Annotated in this window: 16 protein-coding genes; 8 read left to right on the top strand and 8 right to left on the bottom strand. The window is 42.2% G+C overall.

The window, feature by feature from the left end; translation table 11 throughout:
- The first annotated feature begins 127 nt into the window (after positions 1-127).
- Positions 128-589, top strand: a complete 462-nt coding sequence (gene argR / locus H8B19_RS05810; protein ID WP_186505854.1) for a transcriptional regulator ArgR — start codon at positions 128-130, stop codon at positions 587-589.
- Here argR and H8B19_RS05805 read toward each other — a convergent pair.
- On the bottom strand, positions 586-1,731 hold the full coding sequence (locus H8B19_RS05805) for an endonuclease/exonuclease/phosphatase family protein (protein WP_241737491.1): 1,146 nt from the start codon (positions 1,729-1,731) through the stop codon (positions 586-588). The two genes, argR and H8B19_RS05805, sit on opposite strands and share 4 nt — an antisense overlap.
- Before the next feature lie 143 nt (positions 1,732-1,874).
- Positions 1,875-5,021: a TonB-dependent receptor gene (locus tag H8B19_RS05800; RefSeq protein WP_186505852.1), complete on the bottom strand. Its 3,147-nt coding sequence runs from the start codon at positions 5,019-5,021 to the stop codon at positions 1,875-1,877.
- Positions 5,022-5,352: 331 nt separating this feature from the next.
- Here H8B19_RS05800 and H8B19_RS05795 point away from each other — a divergent pair, with 331 nt between their 5' ends.
- The 5 genes from H8B19_RS05795 to H8B19_RS05775 all read left to right on the top strand — a co-directional run bounded on the left by H8B19_RS05795 (position 5,353) and on the right by H8B19_RS05775 (position 10,080).
- Positions 5,353-6,216 carry a PhnD/SsuA/transferrin family substrate-binding protein gene (locus H8B19_RS05795; protein ID WP_241737490.1) on the top strand — a complete coding sequence of 288 codons (864 nt, stop codon included), beginning with the start codon at positions 5,353-5,355 and terminating at the stop codon, positions 6,214-6,216.
- Complete coding sequence (locus H8B19_RS05790) at positions 6,191-7,144, top strand: hypothetical protein (protein WP_186505851.1); 954 nt, start codon at positions 6,191-6,193, stop codon at positions 7,142-7,144. The genes H8B19_RS05795 and H8B19_RS05790 overlap by 26 nt, the downstream gene beginning before the upstream one ends.
- 153 nt (positions 7,145-7,297) lie before the next feature.
- Positions 7,298-7,924, top strand: a complete 627-nt coding sequence (gene udk / locus H8B19_RS05785) for a uridine kinase (RefSeq protein ID WP_186505850.1) — start codon at positions 7,298-7,300, stop codon at positions 7,922-7,924.
- 19 nt (positions 7,925-7,943) lie between these two features.
- Complete coding sequence (locus tag H8B19_RS05780) at positions 7,944-9,146, top strand: NupC/NupG family nucleoside CNT transporter (protein WP_186505849.1); 1,203 nt, start codon at positions 7,944-7,946, stop codon at positions 9,144-9,146.
- Positions 9,147-9,240: 94 nt separating this feature from the next.
- Positions 9,241-10,080, top strand: coding sequence for an isopenicillin N synthase family dioxygenase (locus H8B19_RS05775; protein WP_186505848.1), 840 nt, complete (start codon positions 9,241-9,243; stop codon positions 10,078-10,080).
- Between the two features lie 52 nt (positions 10,081-10,132).
- Here H8B19_RS05775 and H8B19_RS05770 read toward each other — a convergent pair whose 3' ends face one another.
- From H8B19_RS05770 to H8B19_RS19220, 6 genes are all read right to left on the bottom strand, one after another.
- Complete coding sequence (locus H8B19_RS05770; RefSeq protein WP_186505847.1) at positions 10,133-11,323, bottom strand: dipeptidase; 1,191 nt, start codon at positions 11,321-11,323, stop codon at positions 10,133-10,135.
- 24 nt (positions 11,324-11,347) lie between these two features.
- On the bottom strand, positions 11,348-12,271 hold the full coding sequence (locus H8B19_RS05765) for a Dyp-type peroxidase (protein WP_186505846.1): 924 nt from the start codon (positions 12,269-12,271) through the stop codon (positions 11,348-11,350).
- A gap of 168 nt (positions 12,272-12,439) precedes the next feature.
- The gene (locus H8B19_RS05760) at positions 12,440-13,702 is read right to left on the bottom strand and encodes an ammonium transporter (RefSeq protein ID WP_186505845.1); all 1,263 of its coding nucleotides are present in this window, start codon (positions 13,700-13,702) and stop codon (positions 12,440-12,442) included.
- Positions 13,703-13,717: 15 nt separating this feature from the next.
- Entirely contained in the window at positions 13,718-14,056 is a 339-nt protein-coding gene (glnK, locus tag H8B19_RS05755) for a P-II family nitrogen regulator (RefSeq protein ID WP_186505844.1), read from the bottom strand.
- Positions 14,057-14,271: 215 nt separating this feature from the next.
- Positions 14,272-15,204 (bottom strand): M28 family peptidase, encoded by a 933-nt coding sequence (locus H8B19_RS05750; protein ID WP_186505843.1) that lies wholly within the window; start codon positions 15,202-15,204, stop codon positions 14,272-14,274.
- Positions 15,205-16,374 carry a tetratricopeptide repeat protein gene (locus H8B19_RS19220; protein WP_186505842.1) on the bottom strand — a complete coding sequence of 390 codons (1,170 nt, stop codon included), beginning with the start codon at positions 16,372-16,374 and terminating at the stop codon, positions 15,205-15,207.
- Between the two features lie 244 nt (positions 16,375-16,618).
- On the opposite strand from H8B19_RS19220, the gene H8B19_RS05740 reads away from it, so the two are divergent.
- Together H8B19_RS05740 and H8B19_RS05735 are read left to right on the top strand one after the other, a co-directional pair.
- Positions 16,619-17,701 carry an AGE family epimerase/isomerase gene (locus H8B19_RS05740; protein WP_186505841.1) on the top strand — a complete coding sequence of 361 codons (1,083 nt, stop codon included), beginning with the start codon at positions 16,619-16,621 and terminating at the stop codon, positions 17,699-17,701.
- A complete protein-coding gene (locus H8B19_RS05735; protein WP_186505840.1) occupies positions 17,701-19,560 on the top strand; it encodes a sodium:solute symporter family protein in 1,860 nt (619 codons plus the stop codon). Before H8B19_RS05740 ends, H8B19_RS05735 begins: the two co-directional genes overlap by 1 nt.
- The last annotated feature ends 59 nt before the right edge of the window (positions 19,561-19,619 follow it).

Genomic DNA, 19,619 nt, shown 5'->3' with positions numbered 1-19,619 from the left:
CGGATTTATGCGAAATTAAGGCAATTATGTTGTTCATTTTGCTAAATCTATGCATAAATATGTTCAAATTGAGAAATTTCAATAGTTTGGGCAAAATAGAGCGCTAACAAATTTACAGGAACCCTGCATGTCACAACCCAAAGATGAAGTCATTAAAGCTTTTAAAGAAATTCTCAAAGCGGAGAAATTTGGTTCTCAGACTGAAATTGCCAACGCTTTAAATGAACTTGGGTTTGAAAATGTCAGCCAGTCTAAAATTTCGCGTTTGCTAAGTAAACATGGCGCGGTAAGAGCGCGCAACGCCAAAGGACAAATGGTGTATTGCTTACCACCAGAGTTTGGCATGCCGACAGCGAAAAGCCCACTGAAGCACCTGGTACTCGATATTGTTCACAATAACGTAATGGTGATCATTCGTACCAGCCCCGGTGCCGCTCAGCTTATTGCACGCTTATTAGACTCATTAAGCCCGGCTGATGGCGTATTAGGTACCATTGCCGGAGACGATACAATTTTTATCGCTCCAGCAGACGTATCCAATATTGAAGCGACCTTAAAACTGGTAGAAAGTTTGTTCGATAACGTCTAGTCATTATCGGTGAGCACTAACTCAGCCCACACTAAACGGTGATCAGAAGAACTTTCTCTGTTCTTAATAAGTACATAATCGGCCTGCTGTTCAGTAGGCCAAAATATGCCACTTTGCTTAATTGAAAAGCCATACTCAGAAGGTAAAACATAATCAGCGCGCATGCGCCAACCAGCAGTATGTGTTGCAGCAAATGGATTATCAGGCGAATGTCTCTTTCCTCCCTCGCTCATGGGCGCAGGTTCACTGATTATGGTTGTGTGGTTAATCAAGCCACCAATGGCATCCTTATAGGAATCCCCTTCATCCTGCGAAGAATTTAAATCGCCTAACACCACAAAACGCTTACCACTGAAACCGCCGTGTTGCCCCTGATCATCGTATATGTAAGCTGCATTTTGTCCGGCATTAAGATAATCAACCCAAAAGCGCACTTCGTCATGATTACGTTTGCCATTTCTATCCTCAGGGCCATCAAAAACCGGAGGTGTCGGATGACTTGCAAGAATATGAACGGTCTTACCATTCACATTGACAGGTACGTCCCAGTGCGATTTTGAAGATAACCTTAAAACGTCCTGTGCATCAGCTGAATACCAGGATTTACCCTGTTTATCCTGAATCGTGGTTAGCATGTTATTTGGCATATCGCGCCATTTAAACAGCTGAAATGTGCGGATCTTGCTTTTATCAATTGGGAACTTACTGAGTAACACCATGCCATATTGACCGGGATAGACACCATAACCAAATGCATCGTCACCCTTTCCACTCGCGACACCATCACGGTTTAAGTCCACTCCGCTGTCAACACCAGTATTAACGGGAGCAATATAATAATAAGGATAATCTATACCTTTGCTGCCTGGCTGATCCTTATTTAAGTAATGCTTAACAAAGGCTTTTACCCCTTTATTTTCATCCGGCGTGTAGTCAAATTCATTAAGCAGAATAATATCCGGGTTTATTCGCTGGATAATCGCCGCAATATTTTTAATATGTGGATTTTCAGACGTCGCCAGTCGCTCAAATAGCTCATTACCTTTAATATCACTTTCCCTGGCAACATAGTTTGTTGCTTCCATGCTAACATTAAAGGTGGCCACTTTTAGCGTTTCGCTAGCCGCAACAATCTGTGACATAAACACTATACTCCAGCAAAACACAGCATAAACTTTTGACATTACTTTGCACTCTTAATTTAATCAACAATCGTTTTAACACACTGATTTAAAATAAAAAAGCCGGCATAAGCCGGCTTTTTTTGTACTGCTTTTAAGCAATCTTAGAAAGTGTATTTAACACCCACTTTGATGTACCAAACAGACTCGTCACCTTCGATATTGTAAGAACTAACTTCAGCGTCAGTTGGTCCAATCTTAGAACGGCTGTTAGGGCTATAAACGATTTGACCAGCATCATTCCAATCAGCGTTGGCGAATTCTTTGTTGTAATCGCCATCAGTTGGATTATATACGTGGCCCCAATCTTTGTTTAACAGGTTAGCCAGGTTTTTAATGGTGAAAGTTAATGTACCCTTATCACCGTCCATAAAACCAGGAATATCCTGTTGGATTGAGAAATCCATTGTTGTTACCCAAGGGCGTACAGAAGCATTCTTAGCAACATAACCACCAGCATAACCTTCTAAACCGGCAGGAATTACATAATCATTCATGAATTCCTGATAGGTCATGCCATCATATGCAACGTTTGGATCATCGGCACCTGAAGGAATGTATGGAGTATAAGCATTGTAGCGAGACAGATAGTACTGGTCACCCAAAGACTCATTTCTGTAAGTTCCCATTACCCATCCATAAGGACGACCTGAACGGCGTTCAAAGAACAGGTTCATGCGGGTAGCATAGCCATCTACGAACTCATTGGTATAACCCAGTGATAATTTCAGGCTGTGCTTGATTTCGTAGTTACCTGTACCTAAGTAATCCACATTACGGTTAACCACTACATCATATTTGTAGTTAGACGCCGCCTGAGAACTGGTACCAGTATTACCATCCACTACGTCCTGATTAGTGTAAGACGCGAACATGCTGAAACCATTATCCCAGGTTTTGTTCAGGCTGGTAGTGAACACGTTTGAATGACCATCTTTATCAGCATTAGTCATCAGGATGTCATAGTGATCAGGGCTTGAAGGATCAACCGGCTCATAAATGATACGGCCATCAAGCGTGGTTTCACCACTTGGCTTACGGCCAAGATCACGCCATGCCAATGAATCCTGCTTATCTACATAGATATACTCTGCAGACCAGTTCCAGTCATCACCCAGTACAGGCATATCGAAGTTATAATCGAAGCCTAAGCTGTAACGCCATTCAGAAGGGATATTGAAATCTGAATCGATTACATCTGTCTCACCATCAGCTTCAACGTTAGCTAATGAATCTTTAATATCCTGTGGAACTTTAAGAGAAGTCAGACCTTCATAAGACATGGTATTAGTAACATAGTTAATACCACTCTTGCTGTATGAGTTAGAAATCCATACGTTTGGCTTACCGCCACTGAACAGGCCAATACCACCGTGAACAGTTAATGCATCGTCAGCATACCAGGTAAAACCTGCACGAGGTAACCAGATATCGAAACCATCAAGGTTTTCCTGGTTATCATAACCATAACGCTCTACAAATTTAGGGTTATAGCCTGGTTTATCATCTGCAAAAATTCTTTCGTAACGGATACCAAAAGTCAGGTCGATATCAGAGCTGAATGCCCAGTCATCCTGAATATAAGTAGAGTAGCTACCCATAACCAAAGAAGCAGCAGTGTCTTCCTGATTGTTAGATGGCGCATTACCGTAGAACAATTCACCGTTTCCGTTAGCAAAATCTTCAATGCTATCGAAAGTCCAGGTACCCAGTGTTGCTTCAGCAAACATATTGAAGATATCGTTACGCTCGTACTGAACGCCGAAACCTAATTTATGATCACCAATTAAGTATTCGCCTTCAAAATTTGCACGCCATGTTTTGGTTTGCAATTCGTTAGCGTGACGATAGTTATCCGGGCCAAAGTTAATAGAACGGTCGATGCTTACTTTACCGTAATCACGGGTAGCAATACCTGAAATGGATTCTACATCTTTATAAGAAATGGCTACTTCAGTCGTGAAGTCGCTGTTCCAGTCAGAGTATAAATGAGCAGCGTATGAATCCATGTTTTGCTGGTAGTTATACCAGTTAGTAGATGTATTTAATGAACTGCTACCGCTGGTAACATTACGAATATCGTTACTTTCATCACGGTTAAAAGTGAATGATGCACGATGGTCGTTATTGATGTTCCAGTCTAACTTAACAAGAATTTTTTCATCTTCTTCTTTTGGTGTACCTTTCCAGTCACCAATATCGGCTATACCGTAACGCTCACTAGCGATTTGCGCGATTTGGTTGTATTCGTCTAGAGTCAGGTTAGTAGACAGAGGCTTGTCTGAACCGTCTGGACCATAGTTAGATAAAGTTGGCTTTTCGAAACTTTCGTAGTTTGCGAAGAAGAACAATTTATCTTTGATGATTGGACCACCTAAATGCACACCCCAAGTGTCGCTTTTAACACCTTCAACTTCATTATTTTTTGAAGTATTGGTGTCGTAGTCACCAGCCCAGCTATCAGAAGTTTTATCGTAGAAAACACCGCCATGGAATTCGTTAGTACCAGACTTGGTTACAGCGTTAATACGTGCACCACTGAAACCACCGAATTTAGCGTTGTACGGGTTGGTATCGATAGTAATCTGATCGATAGCATCTAAAGAAATAGGTGAACGCTGAGTTGGGTAACCATTACCATTTAGACCAAAGTCATCGTTCAGGCCAACACCGTCAACGTTCAAGCTGTTGAAACGCGGGTTTGCACCAGCCACAGAGAACGCATTGTCATCACCACCTAAAGAGGTCGCCAAAGGGTTTTGACGTAGAACGTCCTTAAGGTCACGATCGAAAGATGGGCTGTTGTTAATTGAATCGGAACCAAAAACACTGGAACTACCTGCGTTTTCAGTTAAAGACAGTGCACTACCAGTAACAACAATGCTTTCCATGCTATCAGCATTTCCAAGCTGTTCAGATAAGCGTAATGTCTGACCTAACTGTAAGAATACGTCATTTTTTGTTTGATCCTGGAAAGTATCAGAATCAATAACGATTTGGTAAGGACCACCAACACGAAGACCATTAGCACTGAATGTACCTGATTCATTTGTAACAACTTCAGTTACGGTTCCTGAAGGTTGGTGGATAAGAACAATTTTCGTGCCCGGAGCTGGTTGACCGTTTGGACCAACAATTGTTCCGCGAACCGATGAAGACGTATCCGCGGCAAACGCCATATTGGCACTACCCAATGCCAACGACAACGCGACTGCACCAGCAACGCGGGTCAGATTTAGCTTGTGTAACATGTTTTTTTCCTAAGTTAGAGTGTGTATAGAGTTTTATAAAATTTTAAGCTGCAAATATTACATTTAGATTACAACTATCTATTTTACTTATTATTGAAACAATTTAAATCCTAGTACAAATTCTTCGCTTTCCATAAGCAAAAAGCCCGACAAATTTTCCTCTCCACAGCAAAAACAGCTACCCCTCATTAATATTCATAATATGCTGTTAATAAAATATATATTTCAAACACTTACATCATAAAAATAACTTTATTTATTGCAATAAGTAAGATTAATTGTTCAAATACCAGTATCATCCCCCTTGTTAAAAAAAGTTTGGCAAGCGCTTATGATTGATATTCGAATTTCAATAGTTATCTGTACCCTGCTTGTTGCAACAGCAATGGCCGTTTTAGGTCAAAAATCAGTGACCTTATCCAAAGCAACGATCGAACCCGGCTTATCCTTTTCAATACATTGTCAAACTCAGGGAAATAATCAGTCCACAAAACTAATTGCCTATATTAACGACCAGCAAGTAGCCAATAAACTCAGCAGGTTGTTATGCAGTAACAGTGTTGTTGCTAAACAATATGGCGCAGTGGATGTTTACTGGAGCACAGGGGAAGATCAGGTTCTTCAGTTTACAGGTAAAGGGATAGCTGATTTAGCCTTAGTTAAAAAAAACCTAATGGACGCAGTTAAAGCAGAAACCACCTACGGTTATGAAGAGGTTGGCTCTTACCCGGATTACACGGCTTATTTGATATCACTGCGCGAAAAACCAGTGATTTCCAAAGAATATCTGTTGGGCAAACGAATTGGTCTGGTCGATTACCCCACGAGTCGTTCGGGGCATATTATTCCAATTCGCATGATGAAATCATTGGGCTTATCACCGAATAACCTGCATATTCAGTTTGCTTCTAATCACGCAGAACTGCGTGAACTGCTAACCTCCGGTCAGGTAGACTTAATATCAACTTATTGGCAGGAAACGGATCAAGATACTTTATTTAAGAATTACATCACGCCCATTGACGAGCAAATTAAGGGTTCTACCTGGTATTTAAAAATGGATACCGATAACGTCGATTTGTATTGTGCGATACAACAGGTTTTGGCCACTATAGCCAAACAAACACAGTCCAGTTATTTTAAACAGCTAACATTGACAGGTAACTGCGATGAAAACCTCAATACAGCGAATTAATCCAATACAGTTTGCCATTGCAGGAAGTGCGATAGCGTTATATGCGTTTTTTCAGCTGTTGTTTAGCACGGCAGCTTATTTTAGCTATCAGCATCAAATTGAAATAATAACCGGCAAAGTTATCAATCGTGTCGCGCTGGATTTACCTCTGTTGCAAATTGCTAATAAACCGATGAAACAAGTCGCGAATAAACAAGCCATTATTGACTACCAACAGAATATAAATCAGCAGCTCGAATCACAAAAATTTCCTGTCAGGATCGCCTATATTCAGGGAGTGGACGCCCCGGAAAATAAGGGCTTTAACGGCATAATCAGCACTCAGGTTTTAACCACACCTTATCAGAAAGTTGAGTTAGGGCTGGATGGAATACCTTTTCCATTCATCAGCAGTTTGTCATTTTATCCGGTAATTGGTTCAGTGTTGATAATGTTGGTTTCGTTGCCCCTGATAAACCGTTGGAAAAAAGAACACCGGCAAGTACCTGAACGTATTGAAGAACCTAAACTGATTATCAATTTAAACAACCGGACATTAACCAACAGTGCAGATGGAAAATCAGTGCAAATGTCCAATAAACCCTTTTGCTTCTACGTCGCATTACTCGACTATTGTAGTAAAAGTGATGATGCCACCCTCAACCACAATAAAAATCTGCCACCAGAATTACTTGAGCTTGCCAGTCGTAATTTTTATCGCTTAATCGAACTTGGGCATACGATACGCAAACGCCCGGATTTCAGTTCAAATTTAGACAAAATGCTCAGTGAAATACGCGCGGCACTGGATGAAATATATAAAGACACACCGGAACTTAAATCCCCTTATTATCCTCCCAAGGCGCAGGGAGAAGGCTCACGCTCCAAGCTACATAATTATGCCTTGGAAGGGATCGATGCAAACAGTCTTGAATTCATAGGAAAATAAGCATTTTCGGGTACTTTTCGACCATACACGGCTAAAAAACTAATAATTCCATGTTCAGGTAAGTTTATTTGGTACTATTTTAGGCTCTAACACTGGCTTTTTTCATCGTCGCTGGTAACCTTTGCAACGTTTAAACTACCACGCCTCTATGCCATGACATTACCTCATATAATTGCTATTTCTGGTGCCTCAGGTTCAGGTAAGTCATTATTTACCGAAACCTTGTGTGATGAACTACGACAGATTGATACTGACGTATTGGTTTTATGTGAAGACCACTATTATCGTGATCAAACACATCTGGAAATGTCTGAACGGGAAAAAACCAATTACGACCATCCGAATGCCTTTGAACACGAACTTTTGGCTCAGCATTTACGTGACCTTAAGGCAGGCAAAAGCATACAGTATCCTCATTACTGTTTTAAGACACATACTCGCCTGCAGAAATTAACAGAGGTAACAGCCCATCGGGTGGTGGTGGTTGAAGGTATTTTATTACTGGCATCCCCAGAATTAATGCCACTGTTTGACCTTAAGGTATATATGGACACGCCTTTGGATATATGTTTATTAAGACGTATTCAGCGAGACCTAACCGAACGTGGACGCACTCTGGATTCAGTAGCCAAACAATATGAAAAAACAGTAAAACCCATGTACCATCAGTTTATTCAACCCTGCCGCCATAAAGCGAACATTGTAGTTACTCAGGGTGGCAAAAATCGTCCTGCGCTGGAAGTGATCAAAGCGCATATTAGAAATACTTCAAAACTATAAAAATAATTGAGGAATTAACATGACAAGTCTTTTCGGCGTCTTGGTCGTATTAGGCCTGGCACTGCTTTTATCAACTAACAGACGTGCGATTAACTGGCGTACTGTAGGTGGTGCTTTTGTAATACAGGCATTAATTGGCGCGTTTGTATTATACTTTCCCCCGGGCATTGAAATGTTACTAAGCCTGACCGAAGTCATTAAGAATGTACTGAGCTACTCTCAGGAAGGCATCAACTTTCTGTTTGGCCCTGTCGGCGATAAATCCATTGGGTTTATTTTTGCTTTTAACGTTTTACCGGTCATAGTATTTTTCTCTTCGTTAATCAGCGTACTTTATTATCTTGGAATTATGTCGTGGATTATTCGTCTGATTGGTGGTTTTTTGCAATTAGTGCTACGAACCAGCCGGCCTGAGTCCATGTCTGCTGCCGCCAACATTTTTGTCGGACAAACTGAAGCCCCCTTAGTAGTTAAACCTTTTATTCCACAAATGACACGTTCTGAACTGTTTGCGATCATGGTTGGCGGCCTGGCTTCAATTGCCGGTTCTGTGATGGCAGGTTATGCCGGTTTAGGCGTCGAGCTTAAATATTTACTTGCAGCCAGCTTTATGGCAGCTCCAGCCGGCTTATTAATGGCGAAAATCATTTTACCGGAAACGGATAAAGCCAAAAACGAACTAACCGAACTGGACAGCTCCAGCGAGAAATATACCAATATTTTTGATGCCGCTGCCAGCGGCGCATCTTCAGGTATGCAACTGGCCTTAAATGTAGGCGCCATGCTTTTAGCTTTTGTGGCATTAATTGCCTTACTTAACGGATTAATTGGCTGGATTGGTGGTGTTTTTGGCATGGAAGATCTGACCTTCCAAATGATTCTCGGATATATCTTCCAACCTCTGGCATGGGCGTTAGGTGTACCCTGGAATGAAGCCAATGTTGCCGGCAGTTTTATTGGACAAAAACTGGTTGTAAACGAATTTGTGGCTTACCTTGATTTCATTAAGCATCAGGCCGAGCTTTCTGAGCAAACACAGGCAATCGTTACCTTTGCGCTTTGTGGCTTTGCCAACTTTTCATCCATTGCCATTTTAATGGGTGGCTTAGGTGCACTGGCACCAAACCGCCGTAAAGATATTGCAGAGTTGGGATTAAGAGCGGTAGCAGCCGCAACACTGGCGAATCTTATGAGCGCGGCACTGGCCGGTATTTATTTGTAAATTAAACCACTTATTTAAGCCAGTCTTGCGTTTTCCGAAGACTGGCTTTTTTGACTAAGCTAATAATTAATACCCTATATTGTCAGGATTAAATATGAAACTTGAAGCAGTAGATTTTAACGCCGACAACGCAGCAGAACTTTTTGTTGAGTCGCTGCGTGAAACCGGCTTTGGTGTATTAAGAAATCATCCGATCCAGCAAAAAATGGTAGATGATATCTATACCAGTTGGCAGGCATTCTTTGATAGCGAAGAAAAAAACAATTTTGTGTATAACAAAGGCACACAAGATGGTTTTTTCCCTTCAACTGTTTCTGAAGTCGCTAAAGGCCATAAGAAAAAAGACATTAAAGAATATTTCCATTATTACCCCTGGGGCCAGTGTCCAGCTCATCTAAAACAACAATTAGCTGATTATTACGCTGCAGCAGGAAATCTGGCTGAAACCTTATTGGGATGGGTGGAACAGTACTCACCTGAAGACGTATCCAAACTCTACAGCCAGACACTGTCTTCAATGGTCGAAAACAGCGAACAAACCTTATTACGTGTACTACACTACCCGCCACTAAAAGGCGACGAAGAACCAGACGCGATCCGTGCCGCTGCGCACGAAGATATCAACCTGTTAACGATATTACCGGCAGCCAACGAACCGGGCTTACAAGTAAAAGGTAAGGATGGCAACTGGATTGACGTGCCTTGTGATTTTGGCAACTTAATCGTAAACATTGGCGATATGTTACAGGAAGCATCAGGTGGTTATTTCCCATCCACCACACACAGAGTAATTAATCCACAGGGTGCGGACCAGACTAAATCGCGAATTAGTTTGCCGTTATTTCTGCATCCAAATCCTGACGTGGTATTGTCTGAACGCCATACAGCAAAAAGCTATTTGCAGGAAAGGCTACGCGAACTCGGAGTGATTTAAACCTGTTAAAAAGGCGCTTAAAGCGCCTTTTTAATCTTTATGGTTATAAATATTAAGCCTTGTTCATACTCGCAGAAACCTGTTCAACTTGTTTCCACACCCGTAGCAGGTTTAACCCCATTATTTTCTTGATATCCATTTCTGAATAACCGCGGTCCAGTAAACCCTGCACCAACCAAGGGTAATAAGATACGTCTTTCAAATCACGGGGCAGAGAATCTCCAACGCCATCAAAGTCAGAACCAATGCCCACGTAATCAATACCTACCAGATTTTTAACATGGTCAATATGGTCCAGTACCATGTCCAGACTTGCATAAGGGAAAGGATTGCTTGACTTAAAGCGCTCACTAAAGGCTTTTTGTGCCGCTTTATCATCTTTTGCGATCTTTTCCTTTTCCAGTTCGTTTTTACGCTTTTTACCCCATTGTTGAGCGACATCTGAAATAAAGCTCGAACCAAAGTTAATCTGGATAACACCGCCGTTTTTAGCCAGCGCTTTAATCATGTTGTCATCCATATTACGCTCGAACCCCGGAGTAAAACTTCTAAGGGAAGAATGCGATGCGATAACCGGAGCTTTGCTGATTTCCACCGCCTGATAAAACGCATCATCAGACACATGGGAAATATCAACCATAATACCCAGACGATTCATTTCAGGTACCAGTTCCTTGCCAAAAGGACTCAAGCCATGCCATTGGCGACGCAAATCATAGGAGGAATCTGCAATATGATTGCTCATAGAGTGAGCGAGAGTAATATAACGAATCCCTCTATCATAAAAGTGCGCCAGTTTCTCCAGACTCCCCTCTACCGGTGTACCATTCTCCATCCCCATTGGCAGGGCGATTTTTCCTTCGACGAACGCTCTCTCTGCATCACTGCTGGAATAAGCCAGTGTAAACTTTTCCGGTGCGCGGCCAACAATAGCTTCCACACTATCAATTAATTTATCGGCTAGTGCATCCCCACCACCTGTCTGTTCATAACTGGCAGGGATATAGATAGACATAAAAGCAGAATTTAAGCCTCCTTTAACCGCGCGTGGATAATCAAAATCTCCGCTTTCAGTGGCTTTTGTTACATCTTCCCAATGATTATTCACCCTGTAAGGCACATCGATATGGGTATCGATCAAAATATTTTGCGCGGCTAGTTTATTTGCCTGCTCACCTGGTTGATTTGCAGCTGAGGCAAACCCGGACACTGAAACCAACAAGCACACTAAAGTTTTGTTCATATTAACTCCCTTACTTTTCTTAATTTATTGTTTTGCGAATTGATGAATAAATTGAATTGATGGGGCAAAAAAAGCAGCACCGGTTTCGGCTGTGGTGTAATCCAGAAACCGGTCATACAATCCGTTTTTATCAGCCAGAATACGGTTTCTCAGCATTCGGGTAAAAGTCACCGGACTCTTGGCACAGGAGACAAAATACACTCCCTGCACCTTCATATCCCCATAGGGCATACTTTGATCGAGTAATACAAGTGGTATTCCATTGTCATCAGTCACCCGGGTTTTACTTAAATGCGAATCCGGTAACAATTGCTCATCAGCCAGTGCTTGTCCACTATCCTTGTATCGCCCAATAATTTGTTGCTGTCGCTCCAGTGATAATTGTTGCCATTGAGTTAGCTGGTGCTGATAACGTTGAACGTGCATGTAACAACCACCACTAAAATCAGGATCCTCATCACCAATAATTGCCACATCAAACTTTTTCATGCCTCTGGGGTTATCCGGCGTTGTAATAAACCCGGTTAAATCGCGGCCATCCAAATAACGAAAACCTTTAACTTGTTCAACCAGATCGGCAACAGGCAACATCAGTTCACAAATATCCAGCCCCATTGCATGACAAATATCAGCCCGATCGGCTCTTACCTGGATAAATAAATCAGCAGGCACCACGGGAGCACTGCGGTCACGTTCCGAAAAATCAGGAAAAGGAGCCAGCAATTCAGGCATATGTCCCGGATACAACTCCATCCAGTAATTGCTGCCAATTGCCACGACCCCCGACACCATTGCTTCATAATGCTCTTCATCATAATGATCAAAAATGGTCAATATTTTCGGAAGTAACTGGCGAATACACACTTCCTGACCATCGTTAACATTAAACATCAGAAACAAGGCATGCAGATTTGGCTCTGCGCAAATGCCCTTTTGCGGTTGTGACATGGCATCTCTTTATCATTATTGTTAATAACGCCAATCATAAACCACATGCAAATTTTTAATAGCGCTTTTACAGTTTATATCAGGCAGTATCTCTTAATATTTGCCCGGAAAAATGAAAGCCCCGACAATGCGGGGCTTTAAACTTAAAGACAAGAGGACACTTGAATATTAAGATTTGATAGAGAAATCCGGATAGGCTTCAAGTCCGCATTCACTGATATCAACACCTTCGTACTCTTCTTCTTCCGAAACGCGGATACCGATTGCAGCTTTGATAATGGCCCAAACAATCAGACTGACAACAAACACCCATACGAAGATAGTCACGGCACCCAGTAACTGACCACCGAATGACGCTCCGCCGTCATCAGTTAATGGATTGGTTACTGGTACCAGCATCAAACCAAGGAAGCCTACAACACCGTGCACTGAAATAGCTCCTACTGGATCATCAATTTTCAGTTTATCCAAAGTGATAATACTGAATACCACTAATACACCACCTAATGCACCAAACAATGTTGCCTGCAGCGGTGTTGGAGTTGATGGCTCAGCAGTAATAGCAACCAAACCCGCTAACGCACCATTAAGTGCCATGGTTAAATCAGCTTTACCAAACATAAAGCGTGCAACAATTAATGCGGCAATCAAACCACCTGCTGCTGCTGCGTTAGTATTCATAAATACAACAGCAACGGCATTCGCATTATCAACACTGCTGGTCGCCAGCACCGAACCACCGTTAAAACCAAACCAGCCTAACCAAAGAATAAAGGTACCTAATGTTGCCATGGGTAAGTTAGCACCCGGAATCGCGTTAACTTTACCATCCGGACCAAATTTACCTTTACGAGCACCAAGTAATAACACACCAGCTAATGCAGCTGCAGCACCGGCCATATGCACAATACCTGAACCGGCAAAGTCAGAGAAACCCTCGTCACCCAGCGTGTACATACCAAATACAGAGTCACCGCCCCAGGTCCATGAACCTTCCATTGGATAAATAAACGCAGTCATAACGATTGAAAATGCAAAGAATGACCAAAGTTTCATACGTTCAGCAACAGCACCAGATACAATAGACATTGCGGTAGCAACAAAAACAACCTGGAAGAAGAAATCTGCACTCGGTGCATAGGTATCTTCATGTTCGGCAACCCCATTACCTAAGATGCCGTCAAGAAAAGGCACTGCAGCATGCAAGCCATCAGGGCCACCATACATAATGGCATAACCGCAGATCATAAACATGGTGCAGGAAATCGCATATAAAGCGACGTTTTTAGTTAAAATTTCGGTGGTATTTTTGGCACGAACCAAACCGGCTTCCAGCATGGCGAAACCCGCCGCCATCCACATAACCAGTGCGCCGCACACTAAAAAATAAAATGTATCAAGAGCATATTGTAATTCGAATACTGGTTCCATTTTTATGCGCTCCCCTTAAATCGCTTCGTTATCAGTTTCACCAGTCCGTATACGGACTGCGTGTTCTAAATCGTAGACAAAGACCTTGCCGTCACCGATTTTGCCGGTTTTTGCTGCACCAATAATGGCTTCAACCAGACGATCGACCTGATCATCCTGAACAGCGACTTCCAATTTAACTTTTGGTAAGAAATCAACCTGATATTCAGCTCCACGGTAGAGCTCGGTATGACCTTTTTGACGTCCAAAGCCTTTCACCTCAGTCACGGTTAATCCATCGATTCCGATCTCTGAGATTGCTTCGCGAACATCATCAAGCTTAAAAGGCTTTATGATAGCGCTTATTAACTTCATCTTTGTTGCTCCTGTTTGATTTTTATAGTTTTCACCTGACTGCAAATTTTTATTACAATCACTGTGCCATATTTTTTACGTATATTTTTCATATACTTACAAACAGTTAAAATTCAACCATGTTAATTACGCACATTAAAGGAGCATATTATTTAAGCAAACGCACCAAACTGGTGCCTGTGTGCAAATATGTTTAATCAGGCAAATTTAAAAATTTATTGTGCGGGATTATCCCAGCTAAGAATAGTCATCAGGATGGATATAACAGCGGTATGAAAAAAGGGTTGATCAATATTATCAGGCGTATCTTCCGGGGTATGATAAAAACGATGATCGTTGGTGCCAAAATACAAAAAGGGGATATGTTGGCGATAAAATGCATAGTGATCACTGGCCTTTAGCCAATGGATGCGTTTACGCTTATCATAACTTCGTGATAGCCCTTCATGCCCGGTTTGCATCGATACACAGGGCAACAAGGTGGCTCTGCGAATTATATGACTAAGTGCAGGAGAATAGCGCTCACCAGCAACATACAGCATCGGATTTTCCCCGCTTCCGCCAATCATATCAATATTGACATTAAGTTTAATGTTACCTAAAGCAACAGGTGGTTGACTCACAAAAGCTCTGGCACCTAATAAGCCTTTTTCCTCACCATCTGTTGCCACAAAAATAATAGAGTGCCTGGGATGATAACGGGAAAAATACTCAGCGAGAAACAGCAAGGCTGCTGTTCCACTGGCGTTATCATCCGCACCATTAAAATTATCATGCATTTGCACACCTAAGTGGTCGTAATGTGCAGTTATAACCAGAAATTGTTCTTTAAAATCGGTCCCCTGAAGCCAGCCAACGATGTTATTTCCTTCAGTTTTACCAATAGCATATTGATGCAAAAATGATTGTTTATAGGACGGATTAAAACCTAGCAACCCTATTTGCTTATAACGGGAAATCAGGTAATTCTGCGCTAACTGGTTTTCTCCCAATTTCCGACCGCGCATTTTATCTGCCGCAAGAGCGGTCAGATCAATCTGCAGTATGCTGTCATCGGGATATTTTGAATACTCACAAGTTAAAGCAAAACAGGATGGCGTAACAAGTGACAATATTACGCCGGACAGACATATTGCTTTTAACTTCATTTATTGGTCATTACGTGAAAGTAATTCTAACTTTCCCTGATAAGCTGAGCGCTGAGAATCACTGATAGAGTTACGTTTCGCTAATTTGAGATTTTGCTCACTCATATCGATATCACCTAACTTGTAATACGTTTTCGCCAGAGCAAAATAAATTTCATGAATATGCTGATCTAATCTGCTTGCCGTATGCAGCGAGATTAATGCTTTATCATAGTCACCTCTATCGTATGCTTCTTCGCCTACAATCAAATGATAATAAGGATTTGATTGCCTGCGCGTAGTTATGATTTTTCTGATGTCCCGCGCGCGATCAAAGTTACCAGTATATTCTTTCAAAATTGCGAGGTTTTCTAAGCTGTTTAAATTATCCGGATCCAAATGAATCGCTTTGGTGTAAATTTGTTCAGCCAATTCATACTTACCGTACAAGCGATACAAAGCACCGAGATTAATTAAGGCAGGAACAAATTCCGGATCTGTTTTTAACGCGGCACGAAAATAAGCAAAAGCCGGTGTGTAACCTTTACTCAACAAGTAATCCGCACCATTGTTATTGTAAAACATAGCGATCACACGCTCTTTAGTTATATTCTTTTTGGTATAGCTTCTTTGAGGGCGATTAAAATCAACCTCGGTATAATTATCTGCGAAATCGACTATTGCTACCTCACTCGCTCTGGGTCGAATTTTTAAATTAATATGCCCATTCTGCAGATTTCTCTCCGCTCTTCTAACCCAGTTTTCGGGAATACCTATTTGTTGAAACTTAACGTCGAATCGCGCGTAATCGGCCATTGCGTATGCAAGAATAGTCAGAGATAAACAGTTTGCTTTGGCGTTAACATAGGTTTGTTTAGCGACGGTATTGGCTTCGTTTAAATAGGTAACTCCCATTTGCTGGCGGCTAAACAGAGCCTGCGCCAACTTTTCAACCTGAATATCAGGATCACGAAACTGTAAAATATAATTGTCTACAAAGTCTTTCGCTTCTGAAGGTAGCTCAAATATATCTTTTTCGCTTTCGACAACCACTTGATTCGCAGCGGGAAATAAATCGTTTTGAAATAACTCAATAGAAGATTGCGGCTGACTAACAAATACCGGAATTCGATTTACAGTGCAGCCGACCGTAAAAAGTAGCGTAATAATTAGGGTTAACCAAGCTCGCACCGAAATACTCCTGCAACCGCTTCGACTTGTATATAATTCAAGCACTTTATCAAGTTGTTAACAATGCCGGTTATCACTTGATCCCCCCCACTCACAATTGGAAATCATCGCAAATCAGCGATTTTTATAATCTTATGAATAACATCCCTAACTAAATTAATTATTCTTTTTGCCACTCATTTATCGTTGTAAACGTTTTCATAATATTGTAAATTTTTATAACATTTAAATTTGGATGGCACAGATGACCCCATCAGAGCTTAAAAACAATATGCTAAAAGAGGTGGAACAAACCATTCTGCCTTTTTGGATGTTTAAAGCATGTGACCTGCAAAATGGAGGGTATTGGGGCAGTGTCAAAACCAATGGGCTCATAGACAAACAAGCCGCCAAAGGCAGTATTTTGCACTGCCGGATTTTATGGAGCTTTAGTGCTGCATACGCGGCAGTTCCAAACCCGGCCTGGCTCGAACACGCACAACGTTGTTTTAGTTTTATCCAGCAGCACCTATTGCAGGAAAATGGATATATTGGCTGGGACTCTTCCAATTTAACTGAGTTTAATACAGCCGCTGACCAGACTATTGCACAAGCCTACTGGCTTTATGCCAGCAGTGAATTGGCCTTAACCACCCGCCAGCAACAACATAGCACTGTCGCGAAACAAAACTGGACGAACTTAATGTCATTAATCGAAGGGAAAGGGTTTGCGACTGAAGACAATCCGACTAGTTTTGGCTGGCGTACCTGGTTACATATTATTGAATCTTTGGATAAATACGCCAGCATCGCAAATTCAGTGCAAATAACCGAACAAATTAATGAACTGCTTTCACGCACTTTCCGTTTATTTGACATCAACTCAGATATGCCGATTAGCAACGCCCATCTTTGTGCGTCAGCCTGGATGTTAATCAAGTGGTGTCAGAACTGGGCTCCCCGATACTCAAACCGGGCGTCAAACCTGGCATGTAAACTGGTGGATAAAGCGATAGAAAGAGCTTATATGCCCAATGGTGGCTTTATTGCCTCAGATGAAGACCCTGCTCAGTATGGATGGGTGCAAGCCGAAGCGATGTTAGCCTGCTGGCGCTGCTACTTAGCCAGTAATGATCCTAAATATCTGAAACATACTTTGGAGCTTTGGCAGTTTATTCAACAATTTATCAGTGATCCCGTTTATGGCGAGTGGCACTGGCAAAAAGGCGCAACAGATAAGGCTCAGGAAAAAGCCGGCTTCTGGAAGTGTCCCTATCATAATTCCAGAGCTTGTCTGGAAATTTTCAACGATCTGTCCGAGATGGACATCACGCACTGGAAACAATAATGAAAATCACTTTTTTCGATATCAGCATTATCCTGCTGTACTTGCTAACGATTGTTGGCATTGGATTTTATCTGAAAAAACGTGCCGCGCAGAGCATGGATGACTATTTTGTTGGTGGAAAATCCATGCCCTGGTATTTACTGGGTTTGTCCAACGCCTCAGGCATGTTTGATATCTCAGGCACGATGTGGCTGGTTACCTTATGTTTTGTGTACGGCATGAAAAGTATCTGGATCCCCTGGTTATGGCCGGTATTCAACCAGATATTTTTGATGGTGTATTTATCCATCTGGTTACGTCGTTCCAACGTTCTAACCGGCGCAGAATGGATCCGTACCCGCTTTGGTGATGGCACCAGTGGCAAGCTATCGCATATGGTAGTGATTGCCTTTGCCGTCATCGGTGCTTTAGGTTTTCTGGCCTATGGCTTTGTTGGCATCGGCAAATTCATTGAAATATTCATTCCGTGGGAAGTGGTGTCTGGTTATGTGCCTTTTCACGTCAGCCCCGAATACGTGCCGCATTTTTACGGGATTATTTTCACTGCTATAGCCACCTTATATGTCATCCTGGGTGGCATGATGAGTATCGTGTGGGCCGATGTGCTGCAATTTTCCATCATGACTTTCTCTGCACTGTTTATTGGTATTGTCGCCATGCTGCAGGTATCTCCCGACACTTTAAATGCAGTGGTGCCAGAGGGCTGGATGAACCCATTTTTTGGCTGGACGCTGGATATCAACTGGACAGGCTTACTCACCGAAGTAAACGAGAAAGTGGTGTCCGACGGCTATTCGCTATTTAGTATCTTTTTTATGATGGTGTTGTTTAACGGTATTGTTAAAAGCGCCGCAGGTCCTGCACCTAACTACGACATGCAAAAAATTCTGGCGACCAAATCACCACGTGAAGGGGCATTGATGAGTGGTTTTGTCTCCGTCATTTTAATGCCTATCCGTTATTTTATGATTGCCGGTTTTACCGTATTAGCTCTGGTGTTCTACGACAAACTGGATTTAGTCACAGGCGGTAAGCTGGATTTTGAAAATATTCTGCCCAGCGCTATTTTGGAATTTGCTCCGGTTGGTATTATGGGATTAGTTCTGGCTGGACTGATTGCAGCCTTTATGTCGACCTTTGCTTCGACCGTTAACGCGGTGCCGGCTTATTTAATTAACGATATTTATAAGCGTTACATCAACCCGCAGGCCGATACCAAAACCCTGATCCGCGCCAGCTACATAGTCTCGGTATTGGTGGTGATCATCAGTACTCTTATAGGCCTTGGTGTACAAAGTATTAACAGTATTTTGCAATGGTTAGTGTCCGGTTTATGGGCAGGTTACGCCATTGCCAACGTGCTCAAATGGTACTGGTGGCGTTTAAATGGTTACGGCTATTTTGCCAGCATGTTAGCTGGGATTTTATGTGCAGGTTTAGTACCGCCACTGATGGAAGCGCCGCTGGCAGATATGGGAATTAGCAGCGCAATTGTGCCCTTATTTGCCTTCCCGGTTATTTTGCTGATTACCGGCGTTATCTGTGTGGTGGTAAGCTTAAAAACCGAGGCCGAAGATACCGAATTACTTAGACGCTTCTACAAACAGGTTAATCCCTGGGGCTGGTGGGGGCCAATTCGCGAGGCCGTCAAAGCCGATGATCCTAACTTTGTCGCCAACCCCGATTTTAAACGCGATATGTTTAATATTGCCGTGGGCATAGTGGCGCAAACCTGCTTGGTCGCACTGCCTATTTTTATCGTAATTAAAGAATGGGATTCAACCGGTATTACACTAGTGATGCTGGCAGTGACTGCGGTGATTTTAAAGAAAAACTGGTACGACCGTTTACCAGCATAACGCTGGCAGCGGAGCCAACTTAGTTTGCTCCGCTTTTTAATACAACTTACTGAAAACGA

Source organism: Neptunicella marina, assembly GCF_014270035.1.
GTDB classification, from domain to species: domain Bacteria; phylum Pseudomonadota; class Gammaproteobacteria; order Enterobacterales; family Alteromonadaceae; genus Neptunicella; species Neptunicella marina.
Note: the sequence above shows the minus strand (reverse complement) of the source record. Positions and strands in the feature narration are given on the sequence as shown.